Raw genomic sequence first — 17,847 nt, forward strand, 5'->3', positions numbered from 1 at the left:
GAAGAAAAACAGGTTGTTTCGATTCACCCAAAACGGCCGGCAACAGATCCGATCAATAGTCGACCAGTTCACGCAACAATACCGTAGCGAAGCTCCCTGCAGGCAGAAAAAAACTCAATTCCAGGCACCCATCTCCGCCAAACTGCCATGCGAGATCATGCAAACGTATCCGCAGTGGTCTTCGTTCCTGTTCCAGGCCTACGAATTCGAGACCATGACGCCATGCCTCGAAGTCCAATAGTACCTTCGCCTCAAGTTCAGCGGCCTGACCGCTGACCAAAGGACGGCCACGCCCCCACATAGGCCCGCTTGGATGAATATCCTGCAACTGACAACGTCGTGAAAGATCGGCGCTCTGTTCCGGTTCATCGGCAAACCCTGCCCGACTACCATCAAGCTTGAAGTAATCACCCTGCAGCGGCATGTTCCAGCACCCCTGCTCAATGCGTTCAGCCAGAACCTGATTGAAAAGTTGAGATCGCACCGCTGAGATCACCAATCCGCGCATCTGCCTCTTCATTTGCGGCCTGGTTCGAGAAAAGAGCTGCTCAGCCAGAGTAAGATTCTGGTAATCATGGCCAAAACGCTGTTCACCGAAGTAGTTAGGCATGCCTAGCTCCCGCAACAGGGTCAGTCGACGTACCAGTTCCTTCTTGTCGACACTGAGATCCCGAATGCGGATTTGAAAACGATTTCCCCGCAGGGCCCCCCGGCGCAGCTTGCGGCGATGCCGATGCACCTGCAGAATCTCTACTAGATCACTCTCCAGCTGCCCCCATTCCGGCTCGGGGCGTCCCGCCATGCGTAGGGAGAACCACTGGGTCGTCACCGCATGCCGGTCTTTCATGCCCGCATAACTGACGTCATTACCGGGGATGCCTGCCAGCCTGGCCAATTGCCCGGCCAACCAGTGAGTATTGGTCTGCCGCTTTTTGACATGCAACAGCAGGTGCTCACCCCCTCCGTCAGGTTCGAAGCCCAGTATCTCGTCTACCTGAAAATCGTCAGGGGTAGTGCGTATCACCCCACTTCCAAGCGTAGGACCGCTTGCGCACGGCATCTTTTCAAGGGGCTGCCAAGGAGGTTCAGTCGACAAGCCTAGGCTCCTCCAACAACACAGTAGCCAGGGCGGCGATGCCTTCACCGCGACCGGTAAATCCCATGCCTTCGGTGGTGGTCGCCTTGATATTGATGCGTTGCTCCTCAAGCTGCAGATCCCCGGCCAAACAGTCGCGCATGGCATCCAAATAGGGAGCCAGTTTTGGCTGTTGGGCGATAATAGTCATATCCGCATTGGACACCTGTAAACCCTTGCTGTGGAGTTGTTCCATCACCCGCCGCAACAGTATCCGGCTATCGATCCCGGCATAGGACGGATCGTCATCGGGAAAGTGTCTGCCGATATCGCCAAGTCCGGCCGCGCCCAGCAGGGCATCACACAGGGCATGAATCAGAACATCCCCGTCCGAATGGGCCTTCAAGCCCTGATCATGGGGCACTTCTATACCCCCGAGCACAAGGTGCGAACCGGGTTCAAATCGATGGGCATCATAACCCTGTCCTATACGCATGCGTGTCACCCCACCTTAAAGTGTCATAGTGTAGTGTCGATAGTATTTTCTGACATTGTACGTAAAGCTCAGGTTAAATACCGCCCGTACAATCTAAGGAACCCTCTACAGAGCGACAAGTACATGATTCAAAGAGTTACCTCAGTCACAAGCAACCGTATCAAGAGAGTGCCTCTCCTCAGAAATCTGCCCAAGCGGGTGCTGGATTATGTTTTGAGCGAAACCCATGTAGAGCACCAAAACGCCGGGGTCGGAATTGCAACCGTGGGAGAACGGACAGAGCAGATCTATTACCTGTTGGAGGGTCAGGTCGAGGTGGTTTCAGAGGATGGAAGACGGCTGGCCTGCCAGGCCGATCAACCATGCAGCCTCTCACCGTTGGCGGAAAAGTCACCCAATAAGGATCACATCACCAGCCTTAGCGCAGTGGACCTGCTGTGTATACCCAGGGAGCTGCATGACGCAATCAAGCGTCTTCCGCCGGTGGCCAATACCCGTACCAACCAGACCATGGAACTGAAAGATGCGCAAGGCCCGGAAGATACCCTCTACTGGGAGTTCTACGAAACAATCAAGAACGGTACGCTTGAGCTGCCCAGCATGCCCGATATCACGATGCGCATCGCCAAAGTTATCAACGACGCCAATACCGATAGTGAAGAGATCGCCCGCGTGGTGCAGGCCGATCCCACGGTTGCCGCACGGATTATCAATGTGGTTAACAGCGCCGCATACCGAGGCAAGCAACCGATCGACAATCTCCCCGATGCCGTAACCCGCCTGGGACGCTCTGTCACCCACAATCTGGTGATCAGCTTCGCCCTGGGTAAGCTTTTCAGCAGCCGCTCAAAGCCCTTGAAAAAGCGCATGGTCGATCTCTGGAAGCACCTCAGCTACGTGGCGCCCATCTGCCACGAACTGGCTCAAGTCACTCCCGGTCTGGAAAATGATCAGGCCCTGTTATGCGGCCTGTTGCACGATATCGGCGCACTCGCCATCCTCGGTGCAGCCACACGAAGACCCGAATTAGAGGGGAATCCCAAACAGCTCGATATGATCATCGATCACTTGAAGGCTGAAGTAGGAGCAATGGTGCTACGCAAATGGGAATTTCCAGACTACTTCGTACAGGCTGCCCTGCATGCGGAGGATTGGATGGAGGATATCAGCCATGAACCCGACTACGTTGATTTGGTCGTTGTTGCCCAGTTGCATGCCTATGTCGGCACTTCCAAGATACACACCCTTCCCCGCCTCGACCTGGTACCCGCATTTCATAAGCTGGCACTGGGCAAGCTAACCCCGAGGCACTCTATCGGCATCATAGACAATGCGAAAGAGCAGATTAGGGAGCTACGGGAACTGCTGGCGATCTGATATAGAAGAAGCAGGCCGCGAATGAACGCCAATCACCGCAAATGATCGCGAAAGGGTGATTAGGCTTGATTAGTGTTAACAGGCCCTAGGACGAATTATGCCGAATGAATAATCAGTGCCATGGTATTAGTGTCACTGCCTTACTTTTTTATTAGCGTTTATTTGCGGTGATTGGCGTTCATTCGCGGCTAAATCATCTTTGTCATCAAATCAGTCAGAACGGGAAAGATAATCGGCGGCCAGCTGCAGGTCTTCCGGGCGAGTGATCTTGATATTGCCCGCATCGCCCTCAATCATCTTAGGCTGAAAACCTGCCAGCTCGACAGCGCTGGCGTCATCGGTCACCAATGCGCCTTTATGGATGGCGCTTTCCAGCGCTTGGTGGAGGATACCGATTCGAAACATCTGTGGGGTCAGGGCATGCCAAAGCCCTTCCCGGGACACTGTCCCCTCCACATTGCCCTCGGCATTGACCGATTTCAGGGTATCATGAACCGGCACCCCGAGCAGACCGCCAACAGGATGATTGATCAAGGTGTCGATTAAATGATCGAGATCTTTGCGAGAGAGGCAGGGACGAGCCGCATCATGCACCAACACCCAATCCTCCACGGCAGCCTGATGCTTCAACGCCCGTAAGGCATTCAGTACTGAGTGGCAGCGCTGCTCTCCACCTTCGACACGGGAAATTCTCGCATCATCGGCAAATTCGCATTCCCCCCACAGCCCGTCACGGGCAGAAAGCGCCAGGTATATCCCTGCTATTTGGGGGTGGCACAGGAACCTCTCCAGAGTATGGTCAATGACCCGCCGCCCAGCTATGCTCAGGTACTGTTTCGGTATTTGAGCACCCATGCGTTGCCCCACGCCCGCCGCCGGCACTACCACCCAACAGCAGGGCTTGCTACTCATCCCCTTTCTCTTCTTCGGGAGTTATCACCTGGTAGAAAGTCTCTCCCTCTTTGATCATGCCCAGTTCACTGCGGGCACGTTCTTCAATGGCGGTCTGACCACTGCGCAGATCCTCCACTTCCGCCTGCAGGGCACGGTTTCGTTCACGTAACCCGACCAGCTCCTTCTGCAGCTGGCTGATCTCCTGTTTCAGGTTATTGACTTCAGCCAGGCTCCCCTCGCCCACCCACAGGCGGTATTGCAGAAAAAGCAGTAGTCCGACCAGTATGGCAACCACGACTCGCATGGGCTGGGCCTTGTCAATACTGATCAGCCGATAGTGACAGGAAACGCATCCTTACCTGCATAGACCGCATCCTCACCGAGCTGATCCTCGATACGCATCAGTTGATTGTACTTGGCTACGCGATCCGAACGGGAAAGCGAACCGGTCTTGATTTGTCCGGTGCCTGTCGCCACGACCAGGTCGGCAATAGTCGTATCCTCGGTCTCACCCGAGCGGTGTGACACCACCGCGCTGTAACCTGCGGCTGTCGCCAGATCAATCGCAGCCAGGGTTTCGGTCAAGGTGCCAATCTGGTTGACCTTTATAAGAATGGAGTTGGCGATTTTTTCATCGATACCCCGCTGCAGAATCTTGGTATTGGTGACAAACAGATCGTCACCCACCAGCTGTACCCGCTGACCCAGCTTCTCGGTCAACAGTTTCCAACCTTCCCAGTCGCCTTCATCCATACCGTCCTCTATAGTGATGATCGGGTACTGATCGACCCAAGCAGATAGATAGTCGGCAAACTCGGCCGCGGTAAACTTTCGACCCTCAGATGCCAGGTTGTAGAGACCATTTTCATAGAACTCGGAACTGGCCACATCCAGGCCGAGATAGATATCCTTACCGGCACCGAATCCGACATTGTCTATGGCCTCCAGGATAACCTCGATTGCAGCTTCATTTGAGGGCAGATTGGGAGCGAAACCCCCCTCGTCACCTACCGCGGTAGCCAGGCCACGTTTTTTCAATACGCTCTGCAGGGCATGAAAGACCTCTGCGCCATAACGTACCGCTTCGCGAATGGAGTCGGCACCCACCGGCAGTATCATAAACTCCTGCAGATCGACACTGTTATCCGCATGGGCACCACCATTGATGATATTCATCATCGGCACAGGCAACCTGTAAGGGCCGGACGCCAGTGAGCGATAGAGTGGCAGGGCTCGCTCCTGGGCCGCGCCATGCGCTGCCGCCAGGGAAACCCCAAGTAACGCGTTCGCGCCCAGTTTGGATTTATTCTCTGTACCATCCAGATCGAGCATGCACTGGTCGATGGCCGTCTGATCGGTCACTTCCATTCCCATCAGCGCCTCTTTGATGGCCCCGTTGATATGGGATACCGCCTGCAAAACACCTTTGCCCAGATAGCGCCCTTTGTCGCCATCACGCAGTTCGAGGGCTTCACGGGAGCCGGTAGAGGCACCCGATGGCACCAACGCACGGCCAATGGCGCCGTCCGCAGTGATCACGTCGGCCTCGATGGTCGGATTTCCCCGTGAATCGAGGACTTCTCGACCACGAACATCAACAATTTCAGACATATTGTCTCCGTATTCTGTGTACTTTCAGTAATTATATAGGGTGATATCAGTTAATCGGGATCGTGTTACGGAAGGTGTCTGTAACAGTGTCACAGGGAGGTTTCAGCAAATTCCTTCCCCTTTACCAGGTGATCGATCTCCATCAGCGTCTCGAGCAGTTCCCTCATTTTAGGCAGTGGCCATGCATTCGGCCCGTCGCTCAGCGCCTTATCGGGTTGCGGATGGGTTTCCATGAACAGGCCTGAGACACCTGCAGCAACCGCCGCCCGCGCCAGTACCGGCACAAATTCACGCTGCCCGCCTGAACTGGCACCCTGGCCTCCCGGCAACTGAACCGAATGGGTGGCATCGTAGACGACAGGGCATCCTGTCTCACGCATCACCGCCAGGGAGCGCATATCCGAAACCAGGTTATTGTAGCCGAAGGAGGCACCCCGCTCACATACCATAATCCGGTCGTTACCCGAGGCCGTCGCCTTCTCGACCACATGCGTCATATCCCAGGGCGCGAGGAATTGTCCCTTCTTGATATTCACCGGCAAACCCTGCCGGGCCACATCACCGATAAAGTTGGTCTGACGACAGAGAAACGCCGGGGTCTGCAGAACATCCACCACGGACGCAACCTCTTGCAACGGGGTATCTTCGTGCACATCGGTCAATACCGGGACACCGATCGACGATTTGACCCGCTGCAGAATCTCCAATCCCCGCTCCAAACCCGGTCCACGAAAACTCCCGGCAGATGAACGATTCGCCTTATCGAAGGAGGATTTGTAGATGAAAGGGATACCGAGGTCCCGGGTCAGCATATTCAGTTCCCCGGCGGTATCCAGCGCCAATTGTTCACTCTCTATGACACAAGGACCTGCAATCAGGAAGAGCGGACGGTCCAACCCAACCTCAAAGCCACAGAGTTTCATTCCGTGCCATCCCGGTGCTTTCTCGCCGCTTCGATAAATCCGGAAAACAGCGGATGGCCATAGCGCGGTGTGGAGGTGAATTCCGGATGGAATTGGCAGGCCACGAACCACGGATGTTCAGGGATCTCGACTATCTCAACCAGTCGCCCATCGACTGAACGGCCCGACACCTTCATTCCTGCCGTGACTATATTGTCCAGATAACTGTTATTGAACTCATAGCGGTGGCGATGCCTCTCGGTAATGACCTCCTGGCCATAGAGATGATGGGGTTTACTGTTGGGTTCAAGCTGACACTGCTGTCCACCCAGACGCATGGTTCCGCCCAGATCAGACTCTTCGCTGCGTGTCTCAACCTTACCGTCCGCATTCAGCCACTCAGTGATCAGGCCGATTACCGGATGTGGCGTATCACGCTTGAACTCGGTGCTGTGCGCTCCCTCCAATCCGGCGACATGACGAGCGAACTCAATCACCGCCACCTGCATACCAAGACAGATTCCCAGATAGGGGATTCTGTTTTCGCGGGCATACTTGACTGCGGTGACTTTACCCTCAACCCCGCGGTTACCGAAGCCTCCAGGTACCAGGATGGCATCCATTCCCTCCAGGCTCTCGGTTCCGCTCCGCTCGATCTGCTCTGAATCCACATAGTGTATTACAACCCGATTTCCGGTATGGACGCCTGCATGTACCAAGGCTTCAGATAGCGATTTATAGGCCTCTGTAAGATGAACATATTTTCCTACCATGGCGATCTTGACCTCTTCAGCCAGGCTGTCGAGGCCTTCCAGAAACGCTTCCCATTCAGAGAGGTCCGCTGGCGGCAGATCCAGGTTGAATCGCTGGTTGACCAGTTCGTCCATCTCCTGGGCGTGCAACAGCACGGGAATGCGGTAGATCGAGTCAGCATCTACCGCCGAAATGACCGCTTTTTCGGGTACGTTGGTGAAGAGCGCGATCTTTTTGCGCTCGTTTTCAGGCAACGGCTGCTCGGAACGGCATACCAGAATGTCGGGTTGAATACCGATGGAGCGCAGCTCTTTCACCGAGTGTTGAGTCGGCTTGGTCTTTATTTCACCTGATGCCTTGATATAGGGCACCAGCGTCAGGTGCATGAACATCACCCGCTGCGGCCCCAACTCGACCCCCATCTGGCGGATCGCTTCCAGAAATGGCAGCGACTCAATGTCACCCACCGTTCCGCCGATCTCCACCAGACAGATATCATTGTCATCGGCACCCAACAACACGCTCTCTTTGATCTGATTGGTAATATGTGGGATTACCTGCACTGTACCGCCCAGATACTCGCCCTTGCGCTCCTTGCGAATCACACTGTCATAGATCTGACCGGTCGTGAAATTATTGTTTCGTCCCATGGTGCTGCGAATGAAGCGCTCATAGTGTCCAAGATCAAGGTCTGTCTCCGCCCCATCATCGGTAACGAAGACCTCACCGTGCTGGAATGGACTCATGGTTCCCGGATCAACATTGATATAGGGATCGAGCTTGATCATCGTGACATCGAGCCCGCGGGCCTCAAGCAGTGCAGCCAGAGATGCGGATGCGATTCCTTTGCCCAGGGAGGAGACAACGCCGCCCGTGATGAATATAAATCTAGTCATGAAACTTCTAGTTAACGTGCTGGATAAGGGGAACGGACGGAAGGGAACAGTAACAGATCAGACCGCCTCTCTCAATCGCATAAATGTTGGACTGATGCGATATATCTCATGCGACTGCTCAAGAATGTCATTTAATTCTATCTCCCCAGGGTCTATAATCGATTGGCGATTTCCGCGAATTACAACCACAGAGACCAGTTGGCAGTTACTCGGCGAGACCAAACCAAATTAAGACAGGCTCGGGATCAGCCTATATACACCTACAACACGTAACGACCAACTAATTGTTTTTCAATAGAAAAAGCAGTAATAAAAATCAATCTTTAAAGAGGAAGAAAGCATGATGAAATTTGCTAAGGTCATGAGCGTCGCTGCTCTCGTAGCTGTCTCCACAACCGCATCTGCATGGTGGGGTGGTGGTCCAGGCTGGGGTAACCGTGGCTGGAATAATGATGGCTGGGGCGACGGCTGGGGCGATGGCTCCGGCGATTTCAGCTTTGGCATGAGTGGCAGCGGCCGTGGTTCCGGTTATGGTCGCGGCAACAACTACTACCGCGATTACTATGGCTATGGCCCATACGGCTACGGCGCACCTTACGGCTACGGTGCACCTTACGGCGGCTATGGCGCACCTTACGGCGCACCCTACGGCTATCCGCCTGCAGCGCCTGCTGCGCCTGCGGCACCTGCTGCACCCGCCAAATAAGCGGTCAGCCAATAGCGCATAAAAAAAGCCGGCCTAATGGCCGGCTTTTTTTATGCAATATGATCTAAGATAATTAAATGTTTAAAATTACTTGATCCGGATCAAGAACTTCTGGAAAAATAGAAGCGAGAAGAAGCATCTGACAAGAATGCACCCTTAGCTGGAGCGGTTCCTTGACTAGCAGAAAAGTTGTCTCATTTGAAAATATCAAGGTCGCCTGCAAAAACTGCAGTCTTTCGACCCTATGCCTACCAATGGGACTGACCCCAGAAGACATTGAACGTCTCGACTCCATTATCAAGCGTGGACGTCCCTATCACCGTGGCGATCATCTCTACCGTGGTGGCGACAAGTTCCACAGCCTCCGGGTCATCACCAGTGGTTCAGTCAAAACCTATTCACCCAATGAGGACGGTGGTGAACAGGTCTTGGGATTCCACCTCCCCGGGGAACTGATTGGATTGGATGCCATCCAGGACAACAACCATAACTGCTCCGCAATCGCGCTCGAAACCACTGCGGTCTGTGAGATCCCCTTCTCTCAACTGGAATCTTTAAGTTCCATCATGCCCAGCCTGCAACACCAGATGTATCGCCTGCTCAGTCGCGAGATCGGCCAGGAGACAGAGATGCTCACTCTACTGGGCAAAAAGAGCGCCGAGGAGCGGCTCGCCACCTTTCTACTCAGCTTTTCAGAACGTTTCAAACAGCGCGGATTCTCAGCCAGTGATTTCTTTCTCAGCATGTCGCGCCACGAAATCGGTAACTACCTGGGGCTCGCAGTAGAGACTGTCAGCCGCTTGTTCACACGCTTCCAGGACGAACAGTTGCTGCATGTCGAGAGAAAGCATGTTCAATTGCTGGATATTCCCCGGCTTTATGAAATCGTACAGGGTACGGACAGGACAAAATCGAGTCAGTCGCGAGTCTAGGGCCTATAAACTCTCATCCAATTGGCCCTGCCAGGACTTTTTTCGTCCAACTATGAAAATGGGCGTGGGTGAATGATAACGCCGCGGGACGGAATAACAGCTCGAGCCCTTCGGGTTGCGCCTGATAAAGCACCCATTGGAAGAGTGTTTGCAGGCCCTAGTGCTTCTTTAACCAGATACAGGCCTCACCCATGGCTTTCAGTTGCTGCTCATGGGCCGCGAGTTCCTGCTGATCAGCGTGAACCACCTTCAGTTTTGGCCTGTTCGAAGGCAGACGCTGAATACTATCGACAGAATCATCACCAAACTCATCGCTGGCAACTCCGTCCAAAACCAGCGAAGCCTGCCCTCCGGTCATCATCAGGTAGACATCGGCCAGAATCTCGGCATCCAGGAGCGCTCCATGCAATTCCCTGTGTGAATTATCGATATCGTATCGCTTACAGAGCGCATCGAGGCTGTTTCTTTGACCCGGGTGCATCTTTTTCGCCATCACCAGGGTGTCAGTGACCGCGCACAAACTATCGATTCTCGCAGCACTCTCCATGAGGTGAAATTCATGGTCGAGAAAACCGACATCGAATGGAGCGTTATGAATGATCAGCTCCGCTCCACTCACATACTCGATGAAATCCTGAGCAACATCCCCGAATTTCGGTTTGTCTTCGAGAAATTCGTTGGTGATGCCATGCACCTCTACGGCAGCGGCATCGATCTCCCGTTCAGGTTGCAGATATTGATGGAAATTATTCCCGGTCAACCGACGATCAACCATCTCCACACAGCCGATTTCGATGATTCGGTGTCCATGCTCCGGTTCCAATCCTGTGGTTTCCGTATCCAGTACGATCTGCCGCATCAGTTCACTAGGGCCTGTTGACACTAATCCGATCGGCTCTGCTGGGACTATTTTTTTGCCCAGCAAGGCAGAATGAGTGATGTGTAGTTATTCTACATGAGCGAATGATAACGCCGCTGGGCGGAAAAATAGCCCCAGCCCTGCGGGTTACGCCTGAAAAAGCGCCACTCGGCGTTGCTCGTTGTTCATTTGGAAACACCAAACTTCTCTCCTCGCGCCTTGATTGGCGCTTTTTCAGACGCAACAGAGCCGACCGGATTAGTGTTGACAGGCCCTAGGACCTGTCGACCGGCCCTAACTCCTCGATACCGCGGTTAGCCAATTCATCCGCCAGTTCATTCTCGGTATGGCCGGAGTGACCTTTGACCCAGGCCCACTCTACCTGATGATTGTTGACCTCTGTATCCAACATTTGCCACAGGTCGGCATTCTTGACCGGTCTTTTCGCTGCCGTTCGCCAGCCATTCCGTTTCCAATTGTAAATCCACTGGGTGATTCCGTTTTTCACGTATTGGGAATCCGTGGTCACTTTCACCCGACTCCTTTTCGTCAGACTCTGCAGGCCACGGATGACCGCCATCAGTTCCATACGGTTGTTGGTGGTCTCATGTTCACCACCGAAAAGCTGTCTTTCATGTCGACCGTAGCGTAACACCACCCCCCAACCTCCGGGACCGGGATTCCCACGACAGGCGCCATCGCTATATAGTTCTACAACTTGAGTCATTCAACTTTTCTCATCGTCGGTTCTGCGGCAGTCGGCAGGACCCGCTTTTTCACCCGCCATTTCGACCGTAGCGGAGTCATCGTGACCTCCCGCTTGACCGCGAGTATGACATAGACACCACCAAACAGGGGATAGACTCTCTCACCCAATCGTTCCATAAAGGCCAGTCTCTGCATGATAGGTGAGTTGGTGACCGGGGGACGGAAGTGAAGATAAATCACCTCTTCCAACTCAAAGCCGAGCAACGAGAACCAATCCTGGATCCGCTTTCCGCTGAAGAAGTGCCCACACCAGGGAATCGTGGCAGACCTGAGACGCAGCAGACGCCACAATCCCCATTGACTCCAGGGATTGAAACCACAGAGCAATACCTTGCCCTCGGGGATCAATACCCGTTCAACCTCACGCAACACCTGATGGGGATCGGCCGTAAAATCGAGGGTGTGGGGCAATACCATCCCATCTACACTGTCACTGGCTAGAGGCAGGTGATGGCTGTCGGCTTGCAGATCGATGCCTGTACAATCATCTCCGCTGCCCACGACCACTCGGTTCCGCGCCGGGCTCATCCTCAGAAAATCCTGGTTCCTGCAGGGGAGCCCGAGCTGAACCACATGATAACCGAACAGGGTGGCAATCCTGGGATCCAGGCATTCCGCCTCCTGCTCGGCCAATAGCTTGCCCAAGTCACTCTCGAACCATGTTTGTAGCTGTTTCTGCCTACAAGATCCCAAATTCAACAGCTTATTTTCTCTCATATATCAAGGTATCGACTTTACCACCGACATAACTGTCAGGTAATCTGTGCAGTTCAGTACGCCTCATACGAGGTCTCAGGTTATCAGGCGGTATGCCCGAGTTTATCAGGCGGTATGCCCGAGTGACAGAATAACGGGATACCACGCAATTTGGAGTACCGGCCATGGAAATGATACGCGGCTCTGATACTATTTTCCTCCGATATAGAGTATGTCCACAACAAGCCTTAAAAGATCGATGCCGTTTTTCAAGTCTCCTCTGCGTATCATGAATCTATTCGCCACCTGCCTACTTGCCGCCTGTCAAAGCCTGCCCAATGGGGAGGCGACGAGCGCATTGCAGCAGGTCCCCCTCTCCCCGGCTGCTACGCAAGTATTGCAAACCCACCCGAGTGCAGACGAGAGCACCATGACTGCCGATGAGCTGCCGGAAATCGCCGAGGAGCTGCAGGCCGCCGTCACCGAAATGACAATTGCAGAAAAACCTGCCGATCTCTGGAGCCGGATGTTGGATGGTTATCGATTGACCTTTCCCCACAATCCCCGCATTGACCGCGAACTGAACTGGTACAAACAGCATCCTGGTTACATTCAACGCATTCAGGAGCGCTCACAACCCTATCTCCATTTTATATTGCAGGAGATCGAGAAAAGGGACATCCCCAGTGAAATCGCCTTGCTTCCCGCCGTCGAGAGCGCCTATCGGCCGTTTGCCTATTCACCGGGACGCGCTGCCGGCATGTGGCAGTTTATCCCATCCACCGGTCGTTATTACGGGTTGAAACAGAACTGGTGGTATGACGGTCGGCGGGATGTCGTAGCTTCAACCCATGCGGCATTGGACTATCTGCAGTCACTCAGCCGTCAGTTCAATAATGACTGGGAACTGGCGCTTGCCGCCTATAACTCGGGGGCCGGGACGGTACGCAGTGCGATTCGACGCAATCAAAAACGTGGCAAGCCAACCGATTACTGGTCACTGAAATTACCTGATGAGACCAGCGCCTATGTACCCCGCCTGCTGGCATTGGCTGAGATATTCAGGAATCCACAGCGCTACGAAGCTACGCTGCTTCCCATTGCTGATGAACCCTATTTCACCACTGTCGACATCCAGTCTCAGCTCGATCTCGCCCTGGCGGCAGAGATGGCGGATCTCTCCATTCAGGATCTCTATCTCCTCAACCCAGGCCTGAACCGATGGGCCACCGACCCAGACGGCCCCCACAGACTCAGCCTGCCACTGGACAAGGTCGAGACTTTTCTGCAAAAACTCGAGACGCTCCCCGCCGAAGATCGATTGACATGGAAACGCTACAAGATCAAGCAGGGGGATGCACTGAGTGTCATCGCCCGTAAACATGGTACGACCACTAAGGTGTTGAGGCAGATAAACAAACTCAAAGGCAACAAAATCCGTGCTGGGAAGCACCTGTTGATCCCTGTCTCCAGCAAGGGCCTCAACCAATACACCTTCAGCGCCGAGCAACGCAAGGCGGCTATCCAAAACAGATCCCGTAATGGCCACAAACAACACTATACAGTCAAACCGGGCGATAGCCTCTGGAAGATAGCCAAGGTCCATTCCGTCAGTCATCGTAAACTCGCAGCCTGGAACGGAATGGCCCCGGGTGATCCCCTCAAGCCGGGGCAAACACTCGTCATCTGGGTAAAAAAGGCCCCCGCTTCCGAACTCTCTCTTCTCAACCTACAGCCATCAGGCACACAGAGCAGGCTGCACTATAGAGTCAGACGCGGTGACTCACTCTCCCGTATCGCTCAGCGCTTCAAGGTTTCCGTTGCCGATCTCAAGCGTTGGAACACGCTTGGCAGCAAATATCTTCAACCTGGTCAACGACTTAAACTCTATGTGGATGTCACTGAACAGACCCTCTGAGGCAACACGGATGTGCGGCCGCAACGGAAGCGCCAGATATCTTTCACACTTGATCTGTATCAATAAAAGCCCCTAATTTTTTGACAGCAGGGCAGCGCCTGTCAGAGTATCGGTAAGCTAAGCAGTATTTACGAGATGTTTCCTATGAGTGAAGAGTGCCATTTAAGAGATGGGGTCGAATTAAACCTTGTCGATGTGGAAAAGATCGCACTTGGGCTGAAATCACTGGCAACCTATTCCATGCTTGCCTATGAACATGATGACGATCCGGAAGAGCTGGATGAGATCGTGCAGGAAGGGCTGGATGCTATTGATCGCCTGTTTAACTGCTGATTCGTTCTCAACCTTCTAACCGTTTTCATCCACCCCCTGGTTAAGGCCGTTGCACGCTGATAGCGGCCCAGCTGCAGGTAGTGTTCGATATCGAGACTCCCATCTTCGCGTCGCTTTGGTTCTACCTTAAACTCCCGTTTCATATCAACTGCCTCATCTGTTGACGCGACTGCTGGGTACGTCCTGCATACCCCCAAGCATCCGCGGCCACTTCATGAATGACCACATAGCTCGCCTCGGCGAGTGGACCCACTCGATCATTCAGCATTTGATGGATCGCATCGATCATGCCGGCCTTCTCTTCAGCCGTATTTGTACCGGCGGTAATGGTGATATCCACCTGGGCGGCGCGCAGATGGTCGTTGAGCGCTTCCCCTCCAATCGCCCAATTTGCGGATGGCAGCGACTGCACCATAACCGCGGTTACAGATGGGCGCTTACCCATGATCTCCTCAATCAGACGTGTCGTCGTTCGCTGTAATTCCTGCTGTTGCAACAGGGACAGCTGCCTACCTGAAAGTGCGATTGCGATAACTGGCATTGGTTGCTCCGAAATCTGTAGTGGCGACATGATCAGACTAGCAACAGTAAATTCATTAATAAAATGACTATTATTTAACTAATACATTTGTAATACTTATGAATTATGCCGCAGAATCTTGATATCGACCTGTTGCGAAGCCTGGTTGCCATTGCTGATCATGGCGGCTTTTCTCAAGCTGCGAAGCGCTTACATCGTACACAGTCAGCAATCAGTCTGCAGATGAAACGCCTTGAAGAATCGAGTGGCACTACATTGTTTCTAAAGTCCGGCCGCCGACGTATTCTGACCGAGTCTGGAGAACTGCTGCTTAACTACGCACGACGTATCCTGGATTTAAATGACGAGGCTGCGTCCTTGCTGCGGCCAGACCCGTTGCAAGGGCACCTGCGCTTGGGAGTCGCACAGGATTTCGCCGACCGAGGCCTGGCGGCCATCCTGGCGCAATTCACCCGCAGCCATCCGGCCGTACGCCTCGATGTTCAAATAGATACCAGTTCACTTCTGGTGGCGGCGATCCATGCTGAGCAACTCGATATGGCTGTTGCATTTCAAAGTCCCGGCGATGAGGGCGAATGTCTGGGACTTATTCCAATACAGTGGATCTTACCTGAACCTTTCCTATGGCAGCCCTCTCAAGTCCTACCCCTGGTAGTGTTTGCACCCCCCTGTCTGTTCCGCTCCCGGGTGATCGGCGCATTGGATCAGGCCGGAATCCCCTGGCGGGTTGCCTATACCAGCCCCAGCCTGCCTGGCATTCTCGCCGCAGTCGAGGCAGGCCTGGGAGTCACGGCAAGACTTGCTGCAAAGGGTACTGAGAAATCACCACTGCCTGCACTCAAACCGGTGGAGCTGGCCCTCTATCGAAATTCGTTCCACAGCAGTGATGCACTCAACGCACTCGATATCATTATCCGTGAATATTTAAAGACTGAGGATATAGTGGTTTAGGCAATCCTTGTTACCTTTCATGCTCAGCCATGGAAAAGCGTAGGCCTGTTAACCATGAACACTTCAGAAAGGTTTTTAGTTTTCTGATTACTCACCATTCTCAGCTATGTGCTTTAACCTACCTCACCCTTACTGAGGTGTCTGTGTAAGCAAGCCGCAAATATTCGCAAAACAGTTCTAAGTCCGCAAATGAAAGCGAATAAATAAATCTACTTTAAAACTCTCCACTGGGACGGATTGTATAGAACCTATCCTTCAGCTTGTGTGACACGGCACGAGTGAGGAGTGTCTCACCGTCACTCTTGGTTTAAACTGCTGAAAAAGGTGCTTATTTGCGAAAATTTGCGGACTTTTCATAAGATGCGTCTATTTGCGGCTTGCTAGGGCCATCGGCATGACCAGCTGCTCCCAAATACAATTCAGCCTGACGTGAAGGCTCCCTCAACCACCCTTGATCTAAAGACGAAACGATGGGTGGTCACAAGATCACCCAAGCCGCCAAGCCAATCCAGAGCAAGCCTTTGGCGAGGAAGAACAGAAAGCTGGCAGCGGTCAAATGTTGCAGCCAATTCGGGAGTGTTGCAAATCGTTTACGAATCGCTCGCGTTATTTGATCGGTTATCATCTCATCTCTCCGGGGCCACCTGATGTGTTACTCCCCATTCAATAGGCGAAACACATCGCCGGCATGGTTACACCCATCCTGCTAGATACCCATGGTCGTTTCGGCCGGAATTCCAGTCGATGGCTAATTGCGTCACGAGAGAATGCGGTTCCGCCACGAAAGACCGCTCAGCTATCCTCGTTGCGGCGTGATTACTATTTTATGACTTCCTCAGCCTTGCCAAGTTTAATCAGTGGTTAGGATTCTTATAGGACATATTCGAGATAAATACAGGGTTCGTTATTTGCCTTATATATGTTGTATTTCAATTTACCTACTCGTTGTCCCCAACTTATTTCAGCAATCTCAGTTTCATGGATCCATTACCGAATGTTGGATTGACCTCCAACGATATGTCTATGGCATTTCACTCAATTACGCGTCTTCTGACACACTAAAAGAGTAATTAAAAAAACATATATCACTGTATTTATGGAATTTATTTTTACGGCACACTTCTTGACTGTGAGTATTGACCAAAAATACCATGAGGATGAAGAGATGCTAAAAATAGTGCGGCTGAAGCTTACAGTCCTGGTTGTTACTTTAATTCTAATCAATCCACTCAATGCAGCACCAAGAGTGGTTGTCTCACTGCCTGAATTGCATTCCCTCGTGGCTGCTTTAATGCAGGGAACAGCTGAACCAATATTGCTGTTTCAAAGCGAGTCAGATATGGCGGGAGATCTGGATCCCTTTCAAACGAGCGGGCTGCTGAGCGCCGACCTGGTAATTTGGGTGGGATCAGGCCTGGAAAAATCCGTCGGGTATGCCCTGGATAAATTTCCACCAATAGCCGATCACTTTCTGACGCTATCGAATACACTCCCCCTACTGTTGAAAAGGGGCTATGAGGAGATCGGCGATCAGCGACAAATTTCCCGTGATCTCCATTTCTGGAGCGATCCACGCATCACCATTATGGCAGTCAAACAGATCACGCCACTACTGGTGCGGATCGATCCAGACAATACAGAGCGTTACCTGGATAATGAAATCGCACTGCTGAAAAGGATAAAAAAAGTAGAGCAAGAGATTTCTAAACAGTTGGCGCCCATTGGAGCTGTATCCTCGAAGATCGCGAATACATTCGATCCCTATTTCATTCACCGCTTCATTCGTGAAATAAAGCCAGATGGCAGCTCAAATGAAGGCCTTCAGAAAGTTTCCAACCACCCCCTCAAGACTTGCAGGCAGGGAGAGATTACGTCACCGTTCCCCCGGCCCGGATCTCTATTTTCAGACCCTGCTCACCCATGCCAAACATCTAGACCAGTGTGTCAATTCACGTCACAGGATCAAAAACAGGGTTGAAGTCCGTAACAATCGGTACCAAAGGAGTTGATGAGGGCGGGGCCACACCCGCCGAATACGCATCATGCACAGAGCCATGAGATGGCGGCAAGTAAATCATAAAAGCGGCTGAATTGTTTTGAGTGTTGAGGTTTTGGTGGAAGGGTTCGCTTTGCTTATGC

At 52.9% G+C, this 17,847-nt stretch carries 18 protein-coding genes; 7 read left to right on the forward strand and 11 right to left on the reverse strand.

The features are described 5' to 3' along the window. Nucleotides 1-52: 52 nt before the first annotated feature. Nucleotides 53-1,096, reverse strand: coding sequence for a tRNA pseudouridine(13) synthase TruD (gene truD / locus CODIS_RS12105; protein ID WP_235615205.1), 1,044 nt, complete (start codon nucleotides 1,094-1,096; stop codon nucleotides 53-55). Further along, on the reverse strand, nucleotides 1,086-1,571 hold the full coding sequence (gene ispF, locus CODIS_RS12110) for a 2-C-methyl-D-erythritol 2,4-cyclodiphosphate synthase (protein ID WP_069125317.1): 486 nt from the start codon (nucleotides 1,569-1,571) through the stop codon (nucleotides 1,086-1,088). The genes truD and ispF overlap by 11 nt, the downstream gene beginning before the upstream one ends. A 123-nt stretch (nucleotides 1,572-1,694) precedes the next feature. On the opposite strand from ispF, the gene CODIS_RS12115 reads away from it, so the two are divergent. Further along, nucleotides 1,695-2,948, forward strand: a complete 1,254-nt coding sequence (locus CODIS_RS12115; protein ID WP_069125320.1) for an HDOD domain-containing protein — start codon at nucleotides 1,695-1,697, stop codon at nucleotides 2,946-2,948. A 210-nt stretch (nucleotides 2,949-3,158) separates the two neighbouring features. On the opposite strand, the gene ispD is transcribed toward CODIS_RS12115, so the two are convergent. From ispD to CODIS_RS12140, 5 genes are all read right to left on the reverse strand, one after another. Next, nucleotides 3,159-3,860 carry a 2-C-methyl-D-erythritol 4-phosphate cytidylyltransferase gene (ispD, locus tag CODIS_RS12120; protein ID WP_069125323.1) on the reverse strand — a complete coding sequence of 234 codons (702 nt, stop codon included), beginning with the start codon at nucleotides 3,858-3,860 and terminating at the stop codon, nucleotides 3,159-3,161. Then, nucleotides 3,853-4,146, reverse strand: a complete 294-nt coding sequence (gene ftsB / locus CODIS_RS12125) for a cell division protein FtsB (RefSeq protein WP_069125326.1) — start codon at nucleotides 4,144-4,146, stop codon at nucleotides 3,853-3,855. Before ftsB ends, ispD begins: the two co-directional genes overlap by 8 nt. A gap of 23 nt (nucleotides 4,147-4,169) precedes the next feature. Then, nucleotides 4,170-5,453 (reverse strand): phosphopyruvate hydratase, encoded by a 1,284-nt coding sequence (eno, locus tag CODIS_RS12130; protein ID WP_069125332.1) that lies wholly within the window; start codon nucleotides 5,451-5,453, stop codon nucleotides 4,170-4,172. 89 nt (nucleotides 5,454-5,542) lie between these two features. Next, a complete protein-coding gene (kdsA, locus tag CODIS_RS12135) occupies nucleotides 5,543-6,376 on the reverse strand; it encodes a 3-deoxy-8-phosphooctulonate synthase (RefSeq protein WP_069125335.1) in 834 nt (277 codons plus the stop codon). Then, a complete protein-coding gene (locus CODIS_RS12140; RefSeq protein ID WP_069125338.1) occupies nucleotides 6,373-8,004 on the reverse strand; it encodes a CTP synthase in 1,632 nt (543 codons plus the stop codon). The genes kdsA and CODIS_RS12140 overlap by 4 nt, the downstream gene beginning before the upstream one ends. 340 nt (nucleotides 8,005-8,344) lie before the next feature. On the opposite strand from CODIS_RS12140, the gene CODIS_RS12145 reads away from it, so the two are divergent. Further along, nucleotides 8,345-8,710 carry a sulfur globule family protein gene (locus tag CODIS_RS12145; RefSeq protein WP_069125341.1) on the forward strand — a complete coding sequence of 122 codons (366 nt, stop codon included), beginning with the start codon at nucleotides 8,345-8,347 and terminating at the stop codon, nucleotides 8,708-8,710. Nucleotides 8,711-8,883: 173 nt separating this feature from the next. Beyond that, nucleotides 8,884-9,642: a fumarate/nitrate reduction transcriptional regulator Fnr gene (gene fnr, locus CODIS_RS12150; RefSeq protein ID WP_069125344.1), complete on the forward strand. Its 759-nt coding sequence runs from the start codon at nucleotides 8,884-8,886 to the stop codon at nucleotides 9,640-9,642. 157 nt (nucleotides 9,643-9,799) lie between these two features. On the opposite strand, the gene dnaQ is transcribed toward fnr, so the two are convergent. From dnaQ to CODIS_RS12165, 3 genes are all read right to left on the reverse strand, one after another. Further along, nucleotides 9,800-10,501, reverse strand: a complete 702-nt coding sequence (gene dnaQ, locus CODIS_RS12155; protein ID WP_069125347.1) for a DNA polymerase III subunit epsilon — start codon at nucleotides 10,499-10,501, stop codon at nucleotides 9,800-9,802. A gap of 274 nt (nucleotides 10,502-10,775) precedes the next feature. After that, nucleotides 10,776-11,228, reverse strand: coding sequence for a ribonuclease HI (rnhA, locus tag CODIS_RS12160; protein ID WP_069125350.1), 453 nt, complete (start codon nucleotides 11,226-11,228; stop codon nucleotides 10,776-10,778). Beyond that, entirely contained in the window at nucleotides 11,225-11,914 is a 690-nt protein-coding gene (locus CODIS_RS12165; protein WP_235615206.1) for a class I SAM-dependent methyltransferase, read from the reverse strand. Before CODIS_RS12165 ends, rnhA begins: the two co-directional genes overlap by 4 nt. 283 nt (nucleotides 11,915-12,197) lie before the next feature. On the opposite strand from CODIS_RS12165, the gene CODIS_RS12170 reads away from it, so the two are divergent. Continuing rightward, a complete protein-coding gene (locus CODIS_RS12170) occupies nucleotides 12,198-13,883 on the forward strand; it encodes a lytic transglycosylase (protein ID WP_083220725.1) in 1,686 nt (561 codons plus the stop codon). A gap of 144 nt (nucleotides 13,884-14,027) precedes the next feature. Continuing rightward, nucleotides 14,028-14,216, forward strand: a complete 189-nt coding sequence (locus tag CODIS_RS12175) for a ribonuclease H (RefSeq protein ID WP_069125519.1) — start codon at nucleotides 14,028-14,030, stop codon at nucleotides 14,214-14,216. Nucleotides 14,217-14,355: 139 nt separating this feature from the next. On the opposite strand, the gene CODIS_RS12180 is transcribed toward CODIS_RS12175, so the two are convergent. Further along, complete coding sequence (locus CODIS_RS12180; protein WP_069125356.1) at nucleotides 14,356-14,757, reverse strand: tautomerase family protein; 402 nt, start codon at nucleotides 14,755-14,757, stop codon at nucleotides 14,356-14,358. Nucleotides 14,758-14,862: 105 nt separating this feature from the next. Between CODIS_RS12180 and CODIS_RS12185 the strand changes: the two genes are divergently transcribed. Continuing rightward, nucleotides 14,863-15,708: a LysR substrate-binding domain-containing protein gene (locus CODIS_RS12185; protein WP_069125359.1), complete on the forward strand. Its 846-nt coding sequence runs from the start codon at nucleotides 14,863-14,865 to the stop codon at nucleotides 15,706-15,708. Between the two features lie 1,096 nt (nucleotides 15,709-16,804). Next, complete coding sequence (locus tag CODIS_RS12190; RefSeq protein WP_069125361.1) at nucleotides 16,805-17,686, forward strand: metal ABC transporter solute-binding protein, Zn/Mn family; 882 nt, start codon at nucleotides 16,805-16,807, stop codon at nucleotides 17,684-17,686. Nucleotides 17,687-17,847: the final 161 nt, after the last annotated feature.

This window comes from Candidatus Thiodiazotropha endolucinida, assembly GCF_001715975.1.
GTDB lineage: Bacteria > Pseudomonadota > Gammaproteobacteria > Chromatiales > Chromatiaceae > Thiodiazotropha > Thiodiazotropha endolucinida.